The organism is Pseudomonas sp. B21128, from assembly GCF_044218865.1.
GTDB classification, from domain to species: Bacteria; Pseudomonadota; Gammaproteobacteria; order Pseudomonadales; family Pseudomonadaceae; genus Aquipseudomonas; species Aquipseudomonas iridis.
The window spans coordinates 4,579,777-4,600,000 of record NZ_CP162590.1; the positions used below are offsets into that span (position 1 = coordinate 4,579,777).

Below are 20,224 nucleotides of genomic sequence, written 5' to 3' on the forward strand. Positions count from 1 at the left end.
AATAATTCCTACACGCATATGCACCGGATTCGTCTTTAGTATTCTTGGGGAAGCAGATTGATGTCGTTTCATACCCGTTATCGCCGTTCGAACCTTTCGCCTAACTTGTTGGCAATGGCCATTTGCATGGCCGGCGTCGCGCCAGCGATGGCCGATGAACCCACATCATCCCCGCCAGAAAACACCGCGGCGCCCGCCACGCTGGAGCTGGGTGCGACCGAGATCGGCGCCACGCAGATGAGCAGCACAACGGAAGGTTCAGAGTCCTACACCACAGGCCCGATGCAGACCGCGACCAAACTGTCGCTGACCATGCGCGAAACGCCGCAGGCGCTGACGGTCATCACCCGCCAGCGCATGGATGATCAGGGCATGACCAGCATCAACGATGTGGTGCGGGGTACGCCGGGGTTGTTCCTTAATCAATCCAGCGGCCCGGGTCGGCAAAATTACAGCGCCCGCGGTTTCGACATCGACAACATCATGTACGACGGCCTGCCCAGCTCTTACCAGCCGTACTCGATGGCAGTGCAGCCGAATCTGGCGATGTTCGACCGGGTTGAAATCGTGCGTGGTGCGACCGGCCTGGTGACCGGTGCCGGCAACCCTTAGCAGCGATCAACATGGTGCGCAAACGCCCGACGGCCACCCCGCAAGTGACGCTCACCGGTGCAGCCGGCAGTTGGGATGATTACCGCGGCGAGATCGACGCCTCCGGCGCGCTCAACGAAAGCGGCACATTGCGTGGCCGCGTAGTGGGTTCCTATCAAGGCGCCGACAGTTTCCGCGACAAAGAGCAAAATGATCACGGTCTGTTCTACGCCATCGGTGAAGCCGACCTCAGCGACGCCACGACTGCGACGCTGGGCTTCTCTCGGCAAAATGAGCAGACCAACTATTTCTGGGGCGGCTTGCCGATCGGCACCAACGGCCACCACCTCGACCTGCCCCGCTCCACCTACCCGGGCACGGATTGGGAAAACAAGAAACTGCAGATCGACACCGTTTTCGGTGACATCGAGCATCGCTTCGACAACGACTGGAAACTGCATGTAGCCGGCTCCTCTTCAACGCTGAACGGTGAATTCTCTGGTTCGTACCTGTCGCGTTACGCCGGCCCGCTGGAAACCACCGCCTATCAGTCGCACAACACCGATAAGCAACACGCTTTCGACGGCTTTGCCAGCGGCCCGTTCGAAGCCTTCGGCCGCACCCACGAACTGGTCGTCGGCGCCAGCAATCGCGTCTACGATGCGACGTCCAAAGAATACGACCCTTACACCACAGCCTGGCCGATCGGTGCACCCAAGCCCAACTTCGTGCGTGATGGCAAGACGCGCAGCGTCACCACTCAGGATGCGGTTTACCTGACCACCCGTTTGAGCCTCGCTGATCCGCTGACGCTGATCCTCGGCAGTCGTCTGGACTGGTATGACTACGATGACCGCACCACCGACGGCGACTATAAAATCACCCGCAACCTGACGCGTTATGCCGGTCTGATCTACAAGCTTGATGACCACCATTCGGTTTATGCCAGCTACACCGACATATTCACCCCACAAACCAGCAAAGACCTCTCCGGCAAAGTGCTGGAGCCCATCGTCGGCGAGAACTACGAGGTCGGCATCAAGGGTGAATATTTCAACGGTGCACTCAACGCCAGCCTGGCCGTGTTTCAGATGGACCAGACCGGCCGCTCGACCACAGCGGACAACCAGTTGGGTTGCCCGGTGATGACCTGCTATAACGCGTCCGGCAAAGTGCGCAGCCAAGGCATCGACATGGAGCTGCAAGGCGCGCTGACCGAAAACTGGCAGCTCGGCGCTGGCTACACTTACACCCGCGCGCATTTCATCAAGGACGAAAATCCGGCCAACAACAATCAGAAATTCGACAGCGACACGCCTGAGCACTTGTTCAAGGTCTCGACGATGTATCGCCTGCAAGGCCCACTGGAAAAACTCCGCGTCGGCGGCAGCGTTTACTGGCAGAGCCGTATGTATAACGACATCGCACTCGCCAATGGCAGCAGCTATCGTCTCGAACAGGGCAGTTACGCGACCGCCGACCTGATGGCCGGTTACGAAGTCAGCAAACACCTCGACCTGCAGGTCAACGCGAACAACATCTTCGACCGCGTTTACTACTCCGCCATCGGCAGTAACGTCACCTGGGGTTCCAACGACAACTACGGCACTCCGCGCAGCTACATGCTGACGGCCAAATACAAGTTCTGAGTCGTGTAACCCTCACCTCGGCACACGCAAGGGCGCCTGGACAAGCCATGGCGCCCTTTTTTCGGACGGGCCAATTAGCCAAGACTGGCAATAAGAGATAGTCTTTCGACGACATTATTTCGAAGCGCCGCCATGACCGATCCTCAGTTCACATCAGACATTGAAGCCATCCGCAGCATTGATGCGGTGCCTGTCATCCTGAGCATGGTCAAGCACATCACCGGCATGCGTTTCGCGGCGGTTGCCCGGGTTACCGAAAATAATTGGGTGGCCTGCGCGGTCGACGACTCGATCGATTTCGGCCTCAAACCCGGCGACGAACTGGTCCTCGAATCGACCATTTGCCACGAGATCCGCCAGCATAAACAGCCTGTCATCTTCGGCCATGCCAGCCTGCATCCGCTCTTTTCAGTGCATCACACGCCGAAAACCTATGGCCTGGAGAGCTACATTTCCATTCCTATCGTCAAAGCCGATGGCGAATTTTTTGGCACGCTGTGTGCTATCGACTCCGTACCGGCCAAACTCGACGAACCCGCCATCGTCAAGACGCTCACGCTGTTCGCGCAGCTGATCGCCATGAGCCTCGACACCCAAAATCGTTTGCACGCCGCCAAAGCCGAACTGGACAGTGCCAATGAGCTGGGCCGGTTGCGCGAGCAGTTCATTGCGGTGTTGGGGCATGACCTGCGCACACCGCTGAGCGCCATTCGCATGAGTGCCGATTTGCTCGAAACCAAAATCGAAGACAAGCGTTCGCTCAATTTTATCGCGGCGATCCGCAACAGTTCTGTACGCATGGGTGTGCTGATCGAAAACATCCTCGACTTTGCCCGCGGACGCCTCGGCGGCGGCATTCCAGTGCAGCGAAAACTGGTCGACGACTTGCAGCGCACGCTGCGGATGACGCTTGAAGAGGTTCAGGTGTCCCACCCGCAGGCAACGTTCATTCATACGCTGGACGTGCCGACAGGTGTCTATTGCGATGCATTGCGCATCAGCCAATTGCTCTCCAATCTGCTGGGCAATGCGGTCACCCACGGTTCAATCAGTGAACCGATTGTCCTCAACGCCTGGGCCGAGAACGACGAAATGGTGATCTCGCTGACCAACCAGGGCACACCGATTGCCCCTCATTTGATTCCGCTGTTGTTCGAGCCCTTCTCCCGCTCCGAAGCCGGGCAGCGCTGCGAAGGACTGGGTCTGGGCCTTTACATCGCTTCGCAGATTGCGGCGGCGCATAACGGCAGTCTGAGCGTAACCTCAGACCGCGAATCGGGAACCCGTTTCGTGGCGAGATTCCCGGCGCAATTCAAATGGGTCTGAGCCCGTTGCCCCCCAACATGCCGGAAAAAATCGACGCGATTCGCCCCCTCAAAATCCGAGCAAAAAAAACCCCGCAACCCAATTAAGGGGCGGGGTAAAAAATTGGTTGGTTGCGGCCAACCAAAGGAGCTCTGTCAGACACGGTTAACGGGCAAAATCAGATGCAGTCCTGAGCTGCCCGTTCAAAACTTGATGGCAGGAAGTTCGAGGCCAGCAGGTGGCGCTCGTAGAGGAACACCTTGCCGCCGCTGCCGGCCTTGTGGGCTTCCAGCACGTTGTCCGCCGAGACCTTGCTCGGCACCACGATCCGGTAGCTGCGCTGGGTCTGCGAGACGGTCGGGTTGAGCGCAATGCCCTGCAACTTGGGCACGACGCAATCGGCGTATTGCGCAGGAGTCTTGCGGGTCTGCAAGGTCAGGGTCGGGTCGTTCGGTGCAGAGGCGCAGCCGACAAGCAGCGAAGAAGCGACAGCCAAGGCAGAAACGAATAAAGGACGCATCGGTGTAATCCTGAAAATAAAGTTTCGGTTCAACCGGCAACGGTTCGGCTTCACGGCGCCGCCATTGCCGTTGGTATTTGCGATGTCAGCTTGCCGAGACCAACGCCTTGAGCGAGTTGTCGAACTGCTTCAATGCATTGAGTTGCAAGTCACGTTGCTTATCGATCTGCGCGGCGATTTGCGGCGCCGCCTGGTTATGCACCCAGACCGACGGCATCTGCTTTTCTACAGCGCCTTCAGCCTTGCCGATGTACTGCAGGTCGGCGTCGTAGAACCGCGCGGTAAAACGCGCTTCGACCAGATTGTTGCGTTGGGTCAGCAGACGATTGAACGTGTCGAGCTTCACCACCACATCGGGATGGGCCTGCACCAGCTCGTCAAGGCTGTGGTAGACGGTCACGGACAAGAACTGCTGTTGTAACGAACTCATCAACCAGTCGATGGCCAGTTCCGGATCGGAACTGGCGACGAAAGCGTCGCGAATCCGCGAGTCGAGCGCATCTTTCGCGCCGTTGATGGCCATGTCGTGGTAACGCTCAAGGTATTGCAGGTTGTCCAGGGTGTTTTCGCTGTACAGCACGCCAACAGTCTGCGAATGCTGCAACGTGGCGCTGCTGCCGGTGATGGATTGAAAATGACACGACCGGGCATCGTCGGCGTAGGTCGGCGCAGCGACAGCGCCCATCAGCAGGGCCGCCAGAGCCAATCGAGTCAGAATGTTCATCGCGCAAATTCCTTGAGCTGCGTGTTCGATGGGGCGATTTTCCGCCCATCGGCGACAAAGCAGAACTTGCGTTTGGTGATGGTCACTATTACTTCTAGCGATAGTTGCGCAATGTGCAGACTGATTACACACTCGGTCACAACCAGAACAAGATGAATGAGGAATTCTCCTTGAGAACATTTGACCTGATCCGCGACGCCGTCCTATCCGAATATCGTGAGCGCGTGGCTGAATACCTGGTCCAGTACGAAAGTGTCCTGCTGAGCAAGGATGACCCTGACCGGCAGCTCATTCGGGACACAGCCAATCAGTTGCGCGGCTATCTGCGCGGGCTCAACACCACACGGGTTCTGGGCATGGCGTATTGGGAAGAGCTGGATCGACGGGTTGTCGACACGTGGCTTACGTCCGAAGAATGACCGTACATCCAAGCGCGGCGGCCGTAACCGCATTCGCCTGACCGGGCTCACTACTTCAGGATGACCACACCCATGTCCAACCTCGATACCCCACTTCAAGACAGCGCCGCCCCCGAAGGCGTTTGCTACGGCTGCGGCGGCAGCAACCCCCACGGCCTGCACATCAAGAGCCACTGGCATGAAGACGCAGTGCACGTCATCGCCGAGCATCTGCCGGATGCCAAGTACTGCGGCTGGCCGGATCTGGTCTACGGCGGACTGATCGCGATGCTGGTCGACTGCCATTCCAACTGGACGGCGATGGCCTATCACTACCGCGCAGAAAACCGCGAAGCCGGGACGTTGCCCCGCATCGATTGCGTCACGGGCAACCTCGGTATCAAGTTCATCAAACCAACACCGATGGGCGTAACGCTGACCTTGCGGGCGAAAGTCGAGGGTGAAGTCGGGCGCAAAACCCGAGTGATCTGCGAGGTGTTTGCGGGCGACGTGCTGACAGCGGTGGGTGATTCGGTTTTTGTGCGAGTCGATACCGGGCAGTTGGCGGATGCTGCGCATAAGCGCTAAGGACAGCCTCAATGGATCCACTGATTCGAACCGCGACCCGCGACGATGCGCCTGCCATCAGCCGAGTGATTATCGCGGCCCTGCGTGAATCCAATGCTCAGGACTACTCCCAGGAGATCATCGACCTGGTTGAGCAAAGCTTCTCCCCTGCAGCCCTCCTGCAGATGCTGACTCAGCGTCGGGTGTACGTAGCGACCATCGAACGGCGCATCGTTGCAACGGCCAGTCTTGATCGGGAAGTGGTTCGAAGCGTATTCGTTGATCCTCCCCATCAAGGCACCGGAATCGGCAAAAAACTGATGGAGACACTTGAGTCAGTGGCCATCAACGAAAGTTTGCAGCGCCTGCGCGTGCCCTCCTCCATTACCGCCGAAGGTTTTTATGCCTCGCTGGGCTTCGAGAAAATCCGCGATGAGTTTCACGGCGCCGAGCGCACGGTCATCATGGAGAAATGGCTGAGCCAAGTGTAGGACACGCAGACCTGTGGCTAGAGAGCTTACTCACTCGCCACAGGTGCGCATTTCAGGATCAACCCTTCACATTCGCCCGCGCCGAATGCAGCTTCTTATAGCTCTCGATCAAGCGCAAATGCCGATCAAGGCCTTCGAGCTTCATGCTCGTCGGCGTCAAACCATAGAAACGCACGCTGCCGTTCACCGAGCCGATGGCCGCGTCCATGCGCTCGTTGCCAAACATGCGGCGGAAGTTGGCTTCGTAGTCGGCCAGTTCCAGATCTTCGTCCAGTTCCATTTCCAGTACCGCATTCACCGCTTGGTAGAACAAGCCGCGTTCGACAGTGTTGTCGTTGTATTGCAGGAAGGCTTCAACGAGGTCTTTCGCCTGATCAAACTTTTGCAGCGCGAGGTAAATCAGCAGGCGCAGTTCGAGGATGGTCAGCTTGCCCCACGGCGTGTTGTCGTCGAACTCGATGCCGATCAGGGTGGTGATGTCGGTGTAATCGTCCAGCTCGCTTTTTTCCAGACCCTGGGCCAGGTTGCGCAGGCCGACTTTGCTCAGGCTGTGCAGGTTTAGGATGTCGGCGCGAAATTGCAGGGCCTTGTTGGTGTTGTCCCAGATCAGGTCTTCGACCGGATAGATTTCCGAGTAGCCCGGCACCAGAATCCGGCAAGCCTTGGCGCCGATGTGCTCGTAGACCGCCATGTAGACTTCTTTGCCCATGTCTTCGAGGATGCCGAACAGCGTGGCGGCTTCTTCGACGTTGGAGTTTTCGCCGTGGCCGGAGAAGTCCCACTCGACGAACTCGAAATCAGCCTTGGCACTGAAGAACCGCCACGACACCACGCCGCTGGAGTCGATGAAGTGCTCGACAAAGTTGTTCGGCTCGGTCACTGCCTGCCCCGAGAAGGTCGGCTGCGGAAGGTCGTTAAGGCCTTCAAAACTGCGGCCCTGCAACAACTCGGTCAGGCTGCGTTCCAGCGCGACTTCCAGGCTTGGATGCGCGCCAAATGAGGCAAACACGCCGCCCGTGCGCGGGTTCATCAGGGTCACGCACATCACCGGGAACTCACCGCCCAGCGACGCATCCTTGACCAGCACCGGGAAGCCTTGCTCTTCCAGGCCCTTGATGCCGGCGAGAATGCTCGGGTATTTCTCCAGCACTTCCTGCGGAACATCCGGCAGCGCCATTTCACCTTCGAGGATTTCGCGTTTGACCGCGCGCTCGAAGATTTCCGACAGGCACTGCACCTGCGCTTCGGCCAACGTGTTGCCAGCGCTCATGCCGTTGCTGAGGAACAGGTTTTCGATCAGGTTGGACGGGAAGTACACCACTTCATTATCGGACTGGCGCACAAACGGCAGCGAGCAGATGCCGCGCTGAGTGTTGCCGGAGTTGGTGTCATAGAGGTTCGAGCCACGCAACTCGCCATCCCGGTTGTAAATCTCAAGACAGTATTCGTCGAGGATCTCGCTCGGCAACTCGTCTTTCGGGCCAGGCTGGAACCAGCGCTCGTCCGGGTAATGCACAAATTCTGCGCTGGCGATGTCTTCGCCCCAGAACTGATCGTTGTAGAAGAAGTTGCAGTTCAGCCGCTCGATGAACTCACCCAGCGCAGACGCCAGTGCACCTTCCTTGGTCGCGCCCTTGCCGTTGGTGAAGCACATCGGCGAGTGCGCGTCACGGATATGCAGCGACCACACATTGGGCACGATATTGCGCCACGAAGCGATTTCGATCTTCATGCCCAGGTCGGCGAGAATTGCCGACATGTTGGCGATGGTCTGCTCCAGCGGCAGGTCCTTGCCGGCGATGTAGGTGCCCGCCGCCGAAGCCGAGTGCGGCATCAGCAAGGCCTGGGCATCGGCATCGAGGTTGTCGACTTCTTCGATGATGAATTCCGGGCCGGTCTGCACGACTTTCTTCACCGTGCAGCGGTCGATCGAGCGCAGGATGCCCAGGCGATCCTTTTCAGAGATGTCCGCCGGCAATTCGACCTGAATCTTGAAGATCTGGTTGTAGCGATTTTCCGGGTCGACAATGTTGTTTTGCGACAGGCGAATGTTTTCCGTCGGGATATTGCGCGTGTCGCAGTACAACTTCACAAAGTAAGCCGCACACAAGGCCGACGACGCCAGGAAGTAGTCGAACGGTCCCGGTGCCGAGCCATCGCCCTTGTAGCGGATGGGCTGATCGGCGATCACCGTGAAGTCGTCGAACTTGGCTTCAAGTCGAAGGTTGTCGAGAAAGTTGACCTTGATTTCCATGCGGGATTACCAGAATACGGCTAAACGAATGGCGGCCATTATCCGGTTTTTGAGCGGGAAGTCTTGTGCTTTCGGGAATCGCCGCCGACCGGGGCGACGCCGTCTTCGGCGCGCAAACCCATATCCGGTGCGGCCTGGGTGGGTCAGTCGTCACTTGTTGCAAACTGGCAAAAGCAAAGTCTCTCGGTGTTCACTACGCTTCTACAGATTCCGATCAGCATGATCCTGAAGAAGAATCTGAACATTGCCCCCGCGGCACTGTTCTAGATTCAGAAGACAGTGGATCAAGGACGAGCGAATGGACATTTCCACTTACGCAGCGCCGCTTCCCCCTCGGCAGAGCGTCGTCACCCGGCGTCTGGCGGTTGCCGTGGGTGCGCTATTTGTCGCTGGAGTGATTGCTGCGGCCGTGGCCTTGCTCGGCATCGCCAACAGGCTGAATCAGGAGGAGGTCAAAAGGACCGAGTTCTATTCCGTTGGTGCTCTGGAAAACCGCATCACCGCCTCGAAAAACTACATCACCAGTTACGCCTACTGGACCACGGCTTATGAGCGTCTGAGTGAGCAGGTCGACATCCAATGGGCTTATACCGAGCAAAACCTGGGTAAAACGCTGTTCACCGCTGACGGCTATGACGGCGTGTTCGTGCTGGATCGCGAGCGCACCAAATACGCTGTGGTTCGCGGACAAATGCTCGATACGGATATCGCGGCGTTCGTGGACGTCAACGCGATATCACTGCTGGATCAGGTGCAAGGCCAAAGCGACTTGACCCACCCCGTCAGCCGCTACGCATTGTTCGAAGGCTGGCCGGCGCTAGTGTCGGCAGCGGCCATTTTGCCGAATGATGAGCGGCCACAAAAGACTGCGCAGCAAACCTCTGTGCTGGTCTTCGTCGACAAACTCACCCCGACCAAACTGCGCAAGATCGGCAGCGGTTACGGCTTGAAAAACCTGACCCTTGCGCCGGATGAAACCCTGGAACCGGCACACCCGCGAGTGCCGCTGGACAGCACCGGTTTTAGCCTTGTAGCCGATCTTGAGCGGCCGGGGCAACAGTTATTGTGGTCATTGCTGCCCACCCTCGGCGCGACAATGGTGGTCTTGATGCTACTGACCGCCTACTTCTTCCGCCACGCTTTGCGTTCGTCGCGTTATGTCGACGAAAGTTTTGCGGTGATGCAGTCTTCCAACCTTGCACTGGAAGCCGCCAACCTTGGCCTGGAAGCCAGCGAGGAGCGTTTTCGCGCGGTGGCGGAAGCCGCTTCAGACTGGATCTGGGAGGTCGACCACCATCTGTCGCTGACCTATTTGTCGGCGCGATTCAGCGAAGTGACCGGTTACCCGCAAACCCTTTGGCAGGGCCAGGACATCGGTCAACTGCTGTTCTGCGACACCACGCCGCTGGAGCTGTGGCTGAAAAAACTGAACGAAGAAGGTCACGCCAGCGATCTGCGCTGCACCTACCGCGACCATGGCGGGCAGCAACGTCATTGCCGTCTTTCGGCTCGCCCGATCTTTGACAAGCATGTCGTCATTGGTTATCGCGGTACCGCCAGCGATATCACCGACGAGGTCGCCGCCCATGCGCAAATCCAGCACTTGTCCATGCACGATGCCCTGACCGGGCTGCCCAATCGCAACAAACTCGCGCGCTATCTGGATGAAGCGCTGATGCTCAGGGAGCACGCGCCGGCGCTGTCGCTGCTGATGATCGACCTGGACAACTTCAAACCGATCAATGATTCGCTCGGCCATCCGGCCGGTGATGCGGTGCTGCAGGAAGTCGCCGCCCGTTTGCGTGAATGCACCCGCGATGATGACATTGTCGCCAGGCTTGGCGGCGACGAATTTGTCGTGGTGCTCAATGGCATGGACGCACCTAACGAAATTGACAAGTTCTGCACCCGACTGATCGGCAGCCTGCATCAACCGGTAATCTTCGAGCATCACCCGTTGCACATTGGCGCCAGCATCGGCATCGCCCTGAGCCGGCGCCATGGATTCACCCCCAGCGAACTGATCCGCTACGCCGACATTGCGCTTTACCAGGCCAAGTCCGAGGGCAAGAACACCTGGTGTTATTTCGAAGCGCACATGAGCGACCAGATCCAGACACGCCGGCAAATGGAAGACGACCTGCGACATGCGCTCAAGCACAACGAGTTTATCCTGCACTACCAGCCACGTTACAAGGTTGATGGCAAACAGATCGTTTCAGTCGAGGCACTGGTGCGCTGGCAGCATCCGACCAGGGGTCTGCTTGGGCCCGACCTGTTTATTCCGCTGGCGGAGCAAAGCGACCTGATCGTCCCGCTCGGGCGCTGGGTATTGCGTGAGGCCTGCGAAACGGCGCTGACGTGGCCGGAAGACATCTTGCTATCGGTCAATCTGTCGCCTGCGCAATTCGCCATGACCGATGTGGTCGAGGATGTCCGCGAAGTGCTGGTCGACACCCGATTCCCGGCCACTCGGCTGGAGCTTGAGATCACTGAAAACGTCATGCTCAACGATACCGACGGCGCGCTGACCACCATGAACGCTCTTAAAGAGCTGGGCGTGCGCCTGAACATGGACGACTTCGGCACCGGATACTCATCGCTTGGTTACCTGCGTGCGTATCCGTTCGATGGCATCAAGATCGACAAGCGCTTCATCGCCTCAATCAGCAGCGGTGCCAATGATCGGGCGGTGGTGCAAGCGATCATCGGGCTGGGCAAAGCCATGGGCCTGAACGTCACCGCCGAAGGCGTCGAGACCCAAGAACAACTGACTATACTCGGCGTCGATCAATGCAACGAAGTACAGGGTTACTTCATGAGTCGCCCGATCGACAAAGCCGGATTTATGCGTCTGCTGCAAACATCGAGAAGTGACCAGACAGAGCAGCCGAGGGCAAAAAAAGACCGCCTCAGGAGTGGTCTGAATCTGGAGGGTTTGTGAGCCCCCCAGAACATTAGGACTTACTTCATTCGGTTTCAGCCAAGTGTCTAAGTCGTGTCGCTGGTAAACACGCTGCCTGCATCCCTAACCAACTGTCGCCATTCGGCACTGGTAATGATTCCCTGCGCCTCCATTTCATCGGCAGCCTTGAGCAATTCGTCGTACTGCTCCTCAGGATCCATCTCCAAGTGCGACTGCGTCGCCAGTTTGCGCCATGCCGCCAGTAATTCTTTCTTGCGCTGATCGAACATAGGGTCTATCTCGTGAGGGACTACCCTAATAGAAAAACGTGCTGGCGCGGTCGTTCAGCGTAGTCGACGGGTGGAAGGCTGATTCATGATCCTGCCGATTCCGGCACAGGCTCAATCATCTATGTCTACCACCAGGAGCGAGCCGTCAGAACGTGTCTGCAACACGTTTGTACTGATAATCCGGTTCACGGTACTTGCCCGGTTTCTGCCGTTTGGGCAGCTTGACCGGTTCGTGCACCAACGCCTCATAAGGAATGCGGCCGAGCAAATCGGTGATGATATTCAGCCGCGCCCGGCGCTTGTCGTTTGAGTCGGCCACCAGCCAGGGGGCGTGGTTAGTGTCGGTATGCTTGAACATCTCGTCACGTGCGCGTGAGTAGTCATACCAACGGCCGTAGGACTTGAGATCCATCCCCGTCAGCTTCCAGGTTTTACGGCCGTCGTTGATACGCGCTTCCAGCCGACGGGTCTGCTCCTGCGGGCTGACCTCCAGCCAGTATTTGATCAGGATCACCCCTGACTCGACGATTGCGCGCTCGACCAGCGGTGTAGATTTGAGGAACTTGTCGGCTTGTTCCTCGGTGCAAAAACCCATCACCCGTTCGACGCCGGCGCGGTTGTACCAACTGCGATCAAAGATCACCACTTCGCCCGCAGCAGGCAAATGTGGCAGGTAGCGCTGGACGTACATCTGGCTTTTCTCGCGTTCTGTTGGCGCCGGCAGCGCCACGACGCGAAAGATCCGTGGGCTGACCCGTTCGGTGATCGCTTTGATTGTCCCGCCCTTCCCCGCACCATCGCGCCCCTCGAAGACGATACAAACCTTCACGCCCTTGGCGATGACCCACTCCTGCAGCTTGACCAGCTCGACATGCAGCGTGCGCAACGCCTCAAGGTAAGCCTTGTTTTTCAACCGGGGAGTTTCGGACGTCTTTGCGGCTTTCTTCTTATCTTTTGCCATGGCCGAGCCCTCACTGACTGGGAATTTGCTGTGAACCAGACTCGTGAGATTAGTTTATGGCGCGTTGTTTTCCATTGCCGGACAATAAGCAAAATCGCGATGTGTTTCCTTCGTTCTTTCTAACGTCGCACTGTTCATTGCCCGTGCCTGTCTTGTCTGGAGTTTTCTCGATGCCTTCGCCCAATTCCCTGCCCACCGCGTTGTTGGGGCTGGCTCTCGCTTGCCCGACCATGGCCCAGGCCCAAGGTATGGAGTTGGGGCAGGTGCTGATTTCGGCCGAGGATCGCAGCGGTACCGATGCGGCTATCGATGACGCCAAGGTGCGTCTGGCCGGTGTGCCCGGCGGCACCAACGTTGTCGACATGCGCCAGCCGTTGCAGGGCCGCGTGGCGAGTAATCAGGATGTGCTGGCCTATCAGCCGGGGGTTTATGCGCAGTCGGCGGGCAACGAAGGCGTGAAGATTTCGATTCGCGGCTCGGGCATCAATCGTGCGCCGGGGGCTCATGCTTCGGGGCTTTATACAATGCTCGACGGCCTGCCGCTGACTGGCCCCGGTGGCACGCCTTACGAATTGCTCGAACCGTTGTGGGTCGACCATGTTGAAGTGCTGCGCGGCGCCAACGGCTTCGATCGCGGCTCGCTGGCTCTCGGTGGCTCCATCGATTACGTCAGCCATACCGGCTACGACGCGCCGAAACTGCAAGTCCGCTATGCCACCGGCAACCACGGTTACCAGCAGCGTCAGGTCAGTTCCGGGCAAGTGCTCGGCGACTTCGATTACTACGTGTCGTTGACCGACTCGAACGCCGACGGCTACCAGGACCACACCGCCAGCGAAAGCAAAGGCCTGATTGCCAACTTCGGTTATCGCTTCAACCCGAACCTGGAAACCCGCTTCTACATCCGTTACCGCGAAACCGACAACGACCTCGCCGGACGCGTGACCAAGCACTCCATTGAACACGATCCACGGGCAGCCAACCCGACTTACGTGTCGCGCGATGACAGCCGCAAGCAGCCGGGCAGCACCTTCATCGGCAACAAGACCACCTTCTACATCGACGACGATTCCAGCATCCAGACCGGCCTCGTTTACCACGACTACCCGATGGATCTGCGCGAAGGCCCGAATCGTCTGAAGGTCGCCTATACGGACGTCAGCGGCACCTTCGACTACAAGCGCCGCGACACGCTGTGGGGCATGGAAAGTCGCAGCAATGTGGGCCTGCGTGTGACCAAACATCTGCCCAACGATGGCGCCAGTGAGTTTGTTCGCATTCCCACCGCGCCCAACACCGCAGCCTATGTACCAGGCACGCGCATGCGCAATTTCACCTATCAGGGTTCGGACACTGTTCTGCATTTCGGCAATGATCTGGAAATAGCCGATGACCTGTGGCTGACCACCGGCCTCGCCGCCATCTACACCCGCCGCGAAAGCGCCGTCACCTATCCGCAGGGCGGAGGCAAAACCAGCATGAGCGACTGGGACTACGCGCCCCGTCTCGGTCTGCGATATCAGGTGACGCCGGACCTGCAAGTGTTCGGCAATCTCAGCCGCTCGGTCGAAGCGCCGCATCCGTGGTCGCTGATCTACAGCTCCAACGTGCGCTTCCCGAAGGGTAGCGGCGCGGCCACCGGCACACAGCGCGACCCGATCAAACTACAAAATCAGACAGCCACCACCCTTGAGCTCGGCGGTCGTGGTGACAGCGCGCTCGGCGAATGGAGCCTGTCCTGGTACTACGCGCAAGTGCGCCACGAGTTGCTTTCGGTGCTGCCAGACGCCACCGCAGTCACGCCGTATGAGCTCAACGCCAGCCCCACCGTGCACCAGGGTGTCGAAGCCAGCCTGAACAGCAAACTCTGGTCTTCCGCCGACGGGCAGCAGTTAAGTTTGCGTCAGGCGTACACCTTCAGCGATTTCCACTACAGCGATGACGATCGCTTCGGTGACAACCGCTTGCCGGGATTGCCGATGCATTACTACCAAGGTGAATTGCGCTACGACTGGCCGCAGGGTTTCTTCGCCGCTGTGAACACACAACTGGTGTCGAAAGTTGCAGTGGACTACGCCAATAGTTACTACGCCGATCCGTATGCGCTGTTCGGCGCGACGTTGGGGTACAACGCGCCGAAGGGTGACTGGCAGACCTGGGTGGACATGCGCAATTTGACCAACAAACACTATGCGGCGACGGTCACGCCGGGATATGACGACAAGGGACTGGATGCGGCGCGGTCGACGCCGGGTGAAGGGATGGGCCTTTATGTCGGGGTTTCGTGGAGTTTGCTCTGAGGCCACGACAAGATAGGTAAATACCCCGCCAATCTCTGTGGGCCAACGATCAGCCATTTCAGACTGAGGATGGAAAGCGCTGCCATTGACGACGTCCCCCATCGCCAGGAGCAAGGGACGTTCGAAAAGCAGCGCTTCGGGGCTTCAATGCCCAGTAACCACCGTTCGTCCATGTCCACGCGCCCCCGGCTTGAAGCCATGCCCGCGCGCGCGCCAGACAATGGCCAACCCGACAGCCACCAGCAGCGTCATCGCCCAGGGAAAAGACGCGACGCCCCACTTGTCCAGCAAAACGCCACCGACAACGCCGCTGCCCGCAATGGCGCTATTCCATGCCACCACATTCAGTGACAACGCCACGTCTGCGCCATCGCCAGCCGCATCCGCCAGCGCGGTTTGCAACAACGTCGCCGCGCCGCCAAAGCTCAAGCCCCACACCGCTACGGCGATGTAGATCACTTGCGGTACGTGCCCTGAAAAACCCAGCACCACGCAAACCGTCGCAAACGCCGCGAGGCTGATGAGTGTGGTTTTTCGCAACAGCGGCTCAACCAATTTCGCCGTCAACCAGATCCCCACCAGCGCAGCGATCCCGAAGACCAGCAACACCAGATCCACCCGACTTTCCAACCCCGCCGACGCCACGAACGGTGCGATGTAGGTGTAGAGGATGTTGTGCGCGAGCATCCAGCTGATCACCACCGCCAGCACCGGCCGCACACCCGGCGTGGTCAGCACACTGCGCAGCGACATGCGCTGGTGCGCGGGCTGCGGTGGGTAGTCAGGCACTTTCACCAACACCCAAACGATCAGAATCACCGTCAGGCCCGACATGATGCCAAACGCCGTGCGCCAACCCACCAGACCACCCAGCCATGTACCGAGTGGCACCCCCAGTGACAGCGCAATGGGTGTGCCGACCATGGCCAGCGCCAACGCCTTGCCCTGCTGATCGGGCTCGACCATGCGGCGGGCGTAACCGGCCAACAAGCTCCACGCCAACCCGGCTGATACGCCAGCGCAGAATCGCGCCACCAGCGTCACGCCATAGTGAGAGGACAGCGCCGTGATGGAATTGAACAGCAAGAAACCGACGATAGTCAGCAACAGCACGTTACGCCGGCGCCAGCCACGGGTCGCGATGGTCATCGGGATGACCGCCAGCACCGAGCCTAACGCATAGGCCGTGACCATCTGGCCGGCCATCGACGGCGAGATCGCCAGGCCTTCGCTGATCAACGGCAGCAAGCCGGCTGGGAGGGTTTCGGTGACGATGCAGATAAAACCCGTCATGGCCAACGCCAGCAAGGCGCCGATTGGCAGGCTTTTCGGCTTTGCCGATAAAGTGAGTGAGGGCGTCACGGGAAGTCCTTGAGTAGGGATTTCGAGAATTAAATACCGATCGATATAGAATACTGGAGGCAGTGACTACTCGTTGTCAACGATTTATGTATCGTCTAGTATTTAAATCATCTGACCGAGGAATCCTGAAATGGCAAGAACGGGCCGCCCCCGAAATTTCGACCGCGACGACGCCGTCGAGCAAGCCATGCAATTGTTCTGGCAACACGGCTATGACTCCACCTCCCTCGCCCTGCTGAAAGCACAACTGGGCGGCGGAATTTCCGCGCCGAGCTTTTACGCTGCGTTCGGCTCAAAGGAAGCCCTGTTTGATGAATGCGTGCAGCGTTACCTAGAGACCTTCGCTCAGGTCACCCAATGCCTCTGGGACGAAAATCTGCCTCCGCGCCAGGCTATTGAAACCGCGTTGCGCCAGTCGGCGCGCATGCAGTGCGAAGATGGCCACCCTAAGGGTTGCATGGTTACTCTCGGCGTAATGAGCGCACCCAGCCTTGAAAACGCCCGAGTGGTTGAAGCACTCACCCGGTCCCGCGCACGGACTCGTGCGGGGATCCTGGCGTGCGTCAAGCGAGGAATGAGTTCAGGTGAGTTACCGGCCAATACTGTGGCACCCGCCCTGGCGACGGTGTTTGACAGTTTTCTGCAGGGAATTTCCATCCTCGCCCGGGATGACACCTCGATTGAGGTGATTGATGCGGCTATCACTCAGGTATTGATGACGTGGGACATTGCGGCCGCCACTTCTGCCAAGGATTAATCAGAGGGAGCGCGTTCCGAAAACCGCTGAAGCTGGTATTCGCGGCCTGTAGTGAATGATCTGTGTAAATTGAACCTAGATACAACCGAACTGTGTCCACAAACGCTGTAAGAACTTTCCTGCGGGCAAAACAAAACCCCAACTGCTTTCGCAATTGGGGTTTCGGAATTTAATCTTGACGATGACCTACTCTCACATGGGGAAACCCCACACTACCATCGGCGATGCATCGTTTCACTGCTGAGTTCGGGATGGGATCAGGTGGTTCCAACGCTCTATGGTCGTCAAGAAATTCGGGTACTGAGTCGTGACCAAGTGGTCTCGCTTCAGCAAATTGGGTATGTGACAGCTTTCGGTGTTTTGTGAACATCGAACTTTCGGTTCGTTTCGTCTTCACACACCGCAATTTGGCCTTTCGACGCAAATTGCTTGGGTGTTATATGGTCAAGCCTCACGGGCAATTAGTATTGGTTAGCTCAACGCCTCACAGCGCTTACACACCCAACCTATCAACGTCGTAGTCTTCGACGGCCCTTTAGGGAACTCAAGGTTCCAGTGAGATCTCATCTTGAGGCAAGTTTCCCGCTTAGATGCTTTCAGCGGTTATCTTTCCCGAACATAGCTACCCGGCAATGCCACTGGCGTGACAACCGGAACACCAGAGGTTCGTCCACTCCGGTCCTCTCGTACTAGGAGCAGCCCCTCTCAAATCTCAAACGTCCACGGCAGATAGGGACCGAACTGTCTCACGACGTTCTAAACCCAGCTCGCGTACCACTTTAAATGGCGAACAGCCATACCCTTGGGACCGGCTTCAGCCCCAGGATGTGATGAGCCGACATCGAGGTGCCAAACACCGCCGTCGATATGAACTCTTGGGCGGTATCAGCCTGTTATCCCCGGAGTACCTTTTATCCGTTGAGCGATGGCCCTTCCATACAGAACCACCGGATCACTAAGACCTACTTTCGTACCTGCTCGACGTGTCTGTCTCGCAGTCAAGCGCGCTTTTGCCTTTATACTCTACGACCGATTTCCGACCGGTCTGAGCGCACCTTCGTACTCCTCCGTTACTCTTTAGGAGGAGACCGCCCCAGTCAAACTACCCACCATACACTGTCCTCGATCCGGATAACGGACCTGAGTTAGAACCTCAAAGTTGCCAGGGTGGTATTTCAAGGTTGGCTCCACGCGAACTGGCGTCCACGCTTCAAAGCCTCCCACCTATCCTACACAAGCAAATTCAAAGTCCAGTGCAAAGCTATAGTAAAGGTTCACGGGGTCTTTCCGTCTAGCCGCGGATACACTGCATCTTCACAGCGATTTCAATTTCACTGAGTCTCGGGTGGAGACAGCGCCGCCATCGTTACGCCATTCGTGCAGGTCGGAACTTACCCGACAAGGAATTTCGCTACCTTAGGACCGTTATAGTTACGGCCGCCGTTTACCGGGGCTTCGATCAAGAGCTTCGCGTTAGCTAACCCCATCAATTAACCTTCCGGCACCGGGCAGGCGTCACACCCTATACGTCCACTTTCGTGTTTGCAGAGTGCTGTGTTTTTAATAAACAGTCGCAGCGGCCTGGTATCTTCGACCGGCATGAGCTTACGGAGCAAGTCCTTCACCCTCACCGGCGCACCTTCTCCCGAAGTTACGGTGCCATTTTGCCTAGTTCCTTCACCCGAGTTCTCTCAAGCGCCTTGGTATTCTCTACCCAACCACCTGTGTCGGTTTGGGGTACGGTTCCTGGTTACCTGAAGCTTAGAAGCTTTTCTTGGAAGCATGGCATCAACCACTTCGTCATCTAAAAGATGACTCGTCATCAGCTCTCGGCCTTAGAATCCCGGATTTACCTAAGATTCCAGCCTACCACCTTAAACTTGGACAACCAACGCCAAGCTGGCCTAGCCTTCTCCGTCCCTCCATCGCAATAACCAGAAGTACAGGAATATTAACCTGTTTTCCATCGACTACGCTTTTCAGCCTCGCCTTAGGGACCGACTAACCCTGCGTCGATTAACGTTGCGCAGGAAACCTTGGTCTTTCGGCGTGGGTGTTTTTCACACCCATTGTCGTTACTCATGTCAGCATTCGCACTTCTGATACCTCCAGCAAGCTTCTCAACTCACCTTCACAGGCTTACAGAACGCTCCTCTACCGCATCATCCTAAGATGATACCCGTAGCTTCGGTGTATGGTTTGAGCCCCGTTACATCTTCCGCGCAGGCCGACTCGACTAGTGAGCTATTACGCTTTCTTTAAAGGGTGGCTGCTTCTAAGCCAACCTCCTAGCTGTCTAAGCCTTCCCACATCGTTTCCCACTTAACCATAACTTTGGGACCTTAGCTGACGGTCTGGGTTGTTTCCCTTTTCACGACGGACGTTAGCACCCGCCGTGTGTCTCCCATGCTCGGCACTTGTAGGTATTCGGAGTTTGCATCGGTTTGGTAAGTCGGGATGACCCCCTAGCCGAAACAGTGCTCTACCCCCTACAGTGATACATGAGGCGCTACCTAAATAGCTTTCGAGGAGAACCAGCTATCTCCGAGCTTGATTAGCCTTTCACTCCGATCCACAGGTCATCCGCTAACTTTTCAACGGTAGTCGGTTCGGTCCTCCAGTTAGTGTTACCCAACCTTCAACCTGCCCATGGATAGATCGCCCGGTTTCGGGTCTATTCCCAGCGACTAGACGCCCTATTAAGACTCGCTTTCGCTACGCCTCCCCTATTCGGTTAAGCTCGCCACTGAAAATAAGTCGCTGACCCATTATACAAAAGGTACGCAGTCACAGAACAAAGTCTGCTCCCACTGCTTGTACGCATACGGTTTCAGGATCTATTTCACTCCCCTCTCCGGGGTTCTTTTCGCCTTTCCCTCACGGTACTAGTTCACTATCGGTCAGTCAGTAGTATTTAGCCTTGGAGGATGGTCCCCCCATATTCAGACAAAGTTTCTCGTGCTCCGTCCTACTCGATTTCATGACTAAGAGATTTTCGCGTACAGGGCTATCACCCACTATGGCCGCACTTTCCAGAGCGTTCCGCTAATCTCAAAGCCACTTAAGGGCTAGTCCCCGTTCGCTCGCCACTACTAAGGGAATCTCGGTTGATTTCTTTTCCTCAGGGTACTTAGATGTTTCAGTTCCCCT

General features: G+C 57.5%; 13 protein-coding genes, 2 rRNA genes and 1 pseudogene (1 of these 16 cut by a window edge). 8 read left to right on the forward strand and 8 right to left on the reverse strand.

Features of this window, described 5'->3' with window-relative positions; genetic code table 11:
* Positions 1–147 precede the first annotated feature (147 nt).
* Both AB4P91_RS20475 and AB4P91_RS20480 read left to right on the forward strand, forming a co-directional pair.
* Positions 148–2,240 (forward strand): annotated as a pseudogene (locus tag AB4P91_RS20475) (TonB-dependent siderophore receptor).
* Positions 2,241–2,372: 132 nt separating this feature from the next.
* Positions 2,373–3,566, forward strand: coding sequence for a GAF domain-containing sensor histidine kinase (locus AB4P91_RS20480; RefSeq protein ID WP_150591625.1), 1,194 nt, complete (start codon positions 2,373–2,375; stop codon positions 3,564–3,566).
* Between the two features lie 157 nt (positions 3,567–3,723).
* Here AB4P91_RS20480 and AB4P91_RS20485 read toward each other — a convergent pair whose 3' ends face one another.
* A complete protein-coding gene (locus AB4P91_RS20485; protein WP_395603538.1) occupies positions 3,724–4,065 on the reverse strand; it encodes a hypothetical protein in 342 nt (113 codons plus the stop codon).
* Positions 4,066–4,150: 85 nt separating this feature from the next.
* On the reverse strand, positions 4,151–4,789 hold the full coding sequence (locus AB4P91_RS20490) for an ATPase (protein ID WP_150597659.1): 639 nt from the start codon (positions 4,787–4,789) through the stop codon (positions 4,151–4,153).
* A 170-nt stretch (positions 4,790–4,959) separates the two neighbouring features.
* On the opposite strand from AB4P91_RS20490, the gene AB4P91_RS20495 reads away from it, so the two are divergent.
* From AB4P91_RS20495 to AB4P91_RS20505, 3 genes are all read left to right on the forward strand, one after another.
* Positions 4,960–5,208, forward strand: a complete 249-nt coding sequence (locus tag AB4P91_RS20495; RefSeq protein WP_150591622.1) for a hypothetical protein — start codon at positions 4,960–4,962, stop codon at positions 5,206–5,208.
* A gap of 72 nt (positions 5,209–5,280) precedes the next feature.
* Entirely contained in the window at positions 5,281–5,775 is a 495-nt protein-coding gene (locus AB4P91_RS20500; RefSeq protein WP_042558882.1) for a PaaI family thioesterase, read from the forward strand.
* An 11-nt stretch (positions 5,776–5,786) separates the two neighbouring features.
* Complete coding sequence (locus AB4P91_RS20505; RefSeq protein WP_395603539.1) at positions 5,787–6,245, forward strand: GNAT family N-acetyltransferase; 459 nt, start codon at positions 5,787–5,789, stop codon at positions 6,243–6,245.
* Between the two features lie 58 nt (positions 6,246–6,303).
* Here the strand turns inward: AB4P91_RS20505 and AB4P91_RS20510 are convergent, their stop codons facing one another.
* Complete coding sequence (locus tag AB4P91_RS20510) at positions 6,304–8,499, reverse strand: OsmC domain/YcaO domain-containing protein (RefSeq protein ID WP_395603540.1); 2,196 nt, start codon at positions 8,497–8,499, stop codon at positions 6,304–6,306.
* Between the two features lie 298 nt (positions 8,500–8,797).
* Between AB4P91_RS20510 and AB4P91_RS20515 the strand changes: the two genes are divergently transcribed.
* Positions 8,798–11,443: an EAL domain-containing protein gene (locus tag AB4P91_RS20515; RefSeq protein WP_395603541.1), complete on the forward strand. Its 2,646-nt coding sequence runs from the start codon at positions 8,798–8,800 to the stop codon at positions 11,441–11,443.
* Positions 11,444–11,490: 47 nt separating this feature from the next.
* Here AB4P91_RS20515 and AB4P91_RS20520 read toward each other — a convergent pair whose 3' ends face one another.
* The gene (locus AB4P91_RS20520) at positions 11,491–11,694 is read right to left on the reverse strand and encodes a hypothetical protein (RefSeq protein ID WP_150591618.1); all 204 of its coding nucleotides are present in this window, start codon (positions 11,692–11,694) and stop codon (positions 11,491–11,493) included.
* 145 nt (positions 11,695–11,839) lie between these two features.
* Positions 11,840–12,655 carry a polyphosphate kinase 2 gene (gene ppk2 / locus AB4P91_RS20525; protein WP_150597655.1) on the reverse strand — a complete coding sequence of 272 codons (816 nt, stop codon included), beginning with the start codon at positions 12,653–12,655 and terminating at the stop codon, positions 11,840–11,842.
* 170 nt (positions 12,656–12,825) lie between these two features.
* Here ppk2 and AB4P91_RS20530 point away from each other — a divergent pair, with 170 nt between their 5' ends.
* Positions 12,826–14,955, forward strand: coding sequence for a TonB-dependent receptor family protein (locus AB4P91_RS20530; RefSeq protein WP_395603542.1), 2,130 nt, complete (start codon positions 12,826–12,828; stop codon positions 14,953–14,955).
* A 144-nt stretch (positions 14,956–15,099) separates the two neighbouring features.
* Here the strand turns inward: AB4P91_RS20530 and AB4P91_RS20535 are convergent, their stop codons facing one another.
* Positions 15,100–16,317, reverse strand: coding sequence for an MFS transporter (locus tag AB4P91_RS20535; RefSeq protein ID WP_395603543.1), 1,218 nt, complete (start codon positions 16,315–16,317; stop codon positions 15,100–15,102).
* 130 nt (positions 16,318–16,447) lie between these two features.
* Between AB4P91_RS20535 and AB4P91_RS20540 the strand changes: the two genes are divergently transcribed.
* Positions 16,448–17,074: a TetR/AcrR family transcriptional regulator gene (locus tag AB4P91_RS20540; protein WP_150597652.1), complete on the forward strand. Its 627-nt coding sequence runs from the start codon at positions 16,448–16,450 to the stop codon at positions 17,072–17,074.
* A gap of 173 nt (positions 17,075–17,247) precedes the next feature.
* On the opposite strand, the gene rrf is transcribed toward AB4P91_RS20540, so the two are convergent.
* Both rrf and AB4P91_RS20550 read right to left on the reverse strand, forming a co-directional pair.
* Positions 17,248–17,363, reverse strand: a 5S ribosomal RNA gene (gene rrf / locus AB4P91_RS20545).
* A gap of 151 nt (positions 17,364–17,514) precedes the next feature.
* Positions 17,515–20,224, reverse strand: a 23S ribosomal RNA gene (locus tag AB4P91_RS20550); it runs 184 nt beyond the window's last position.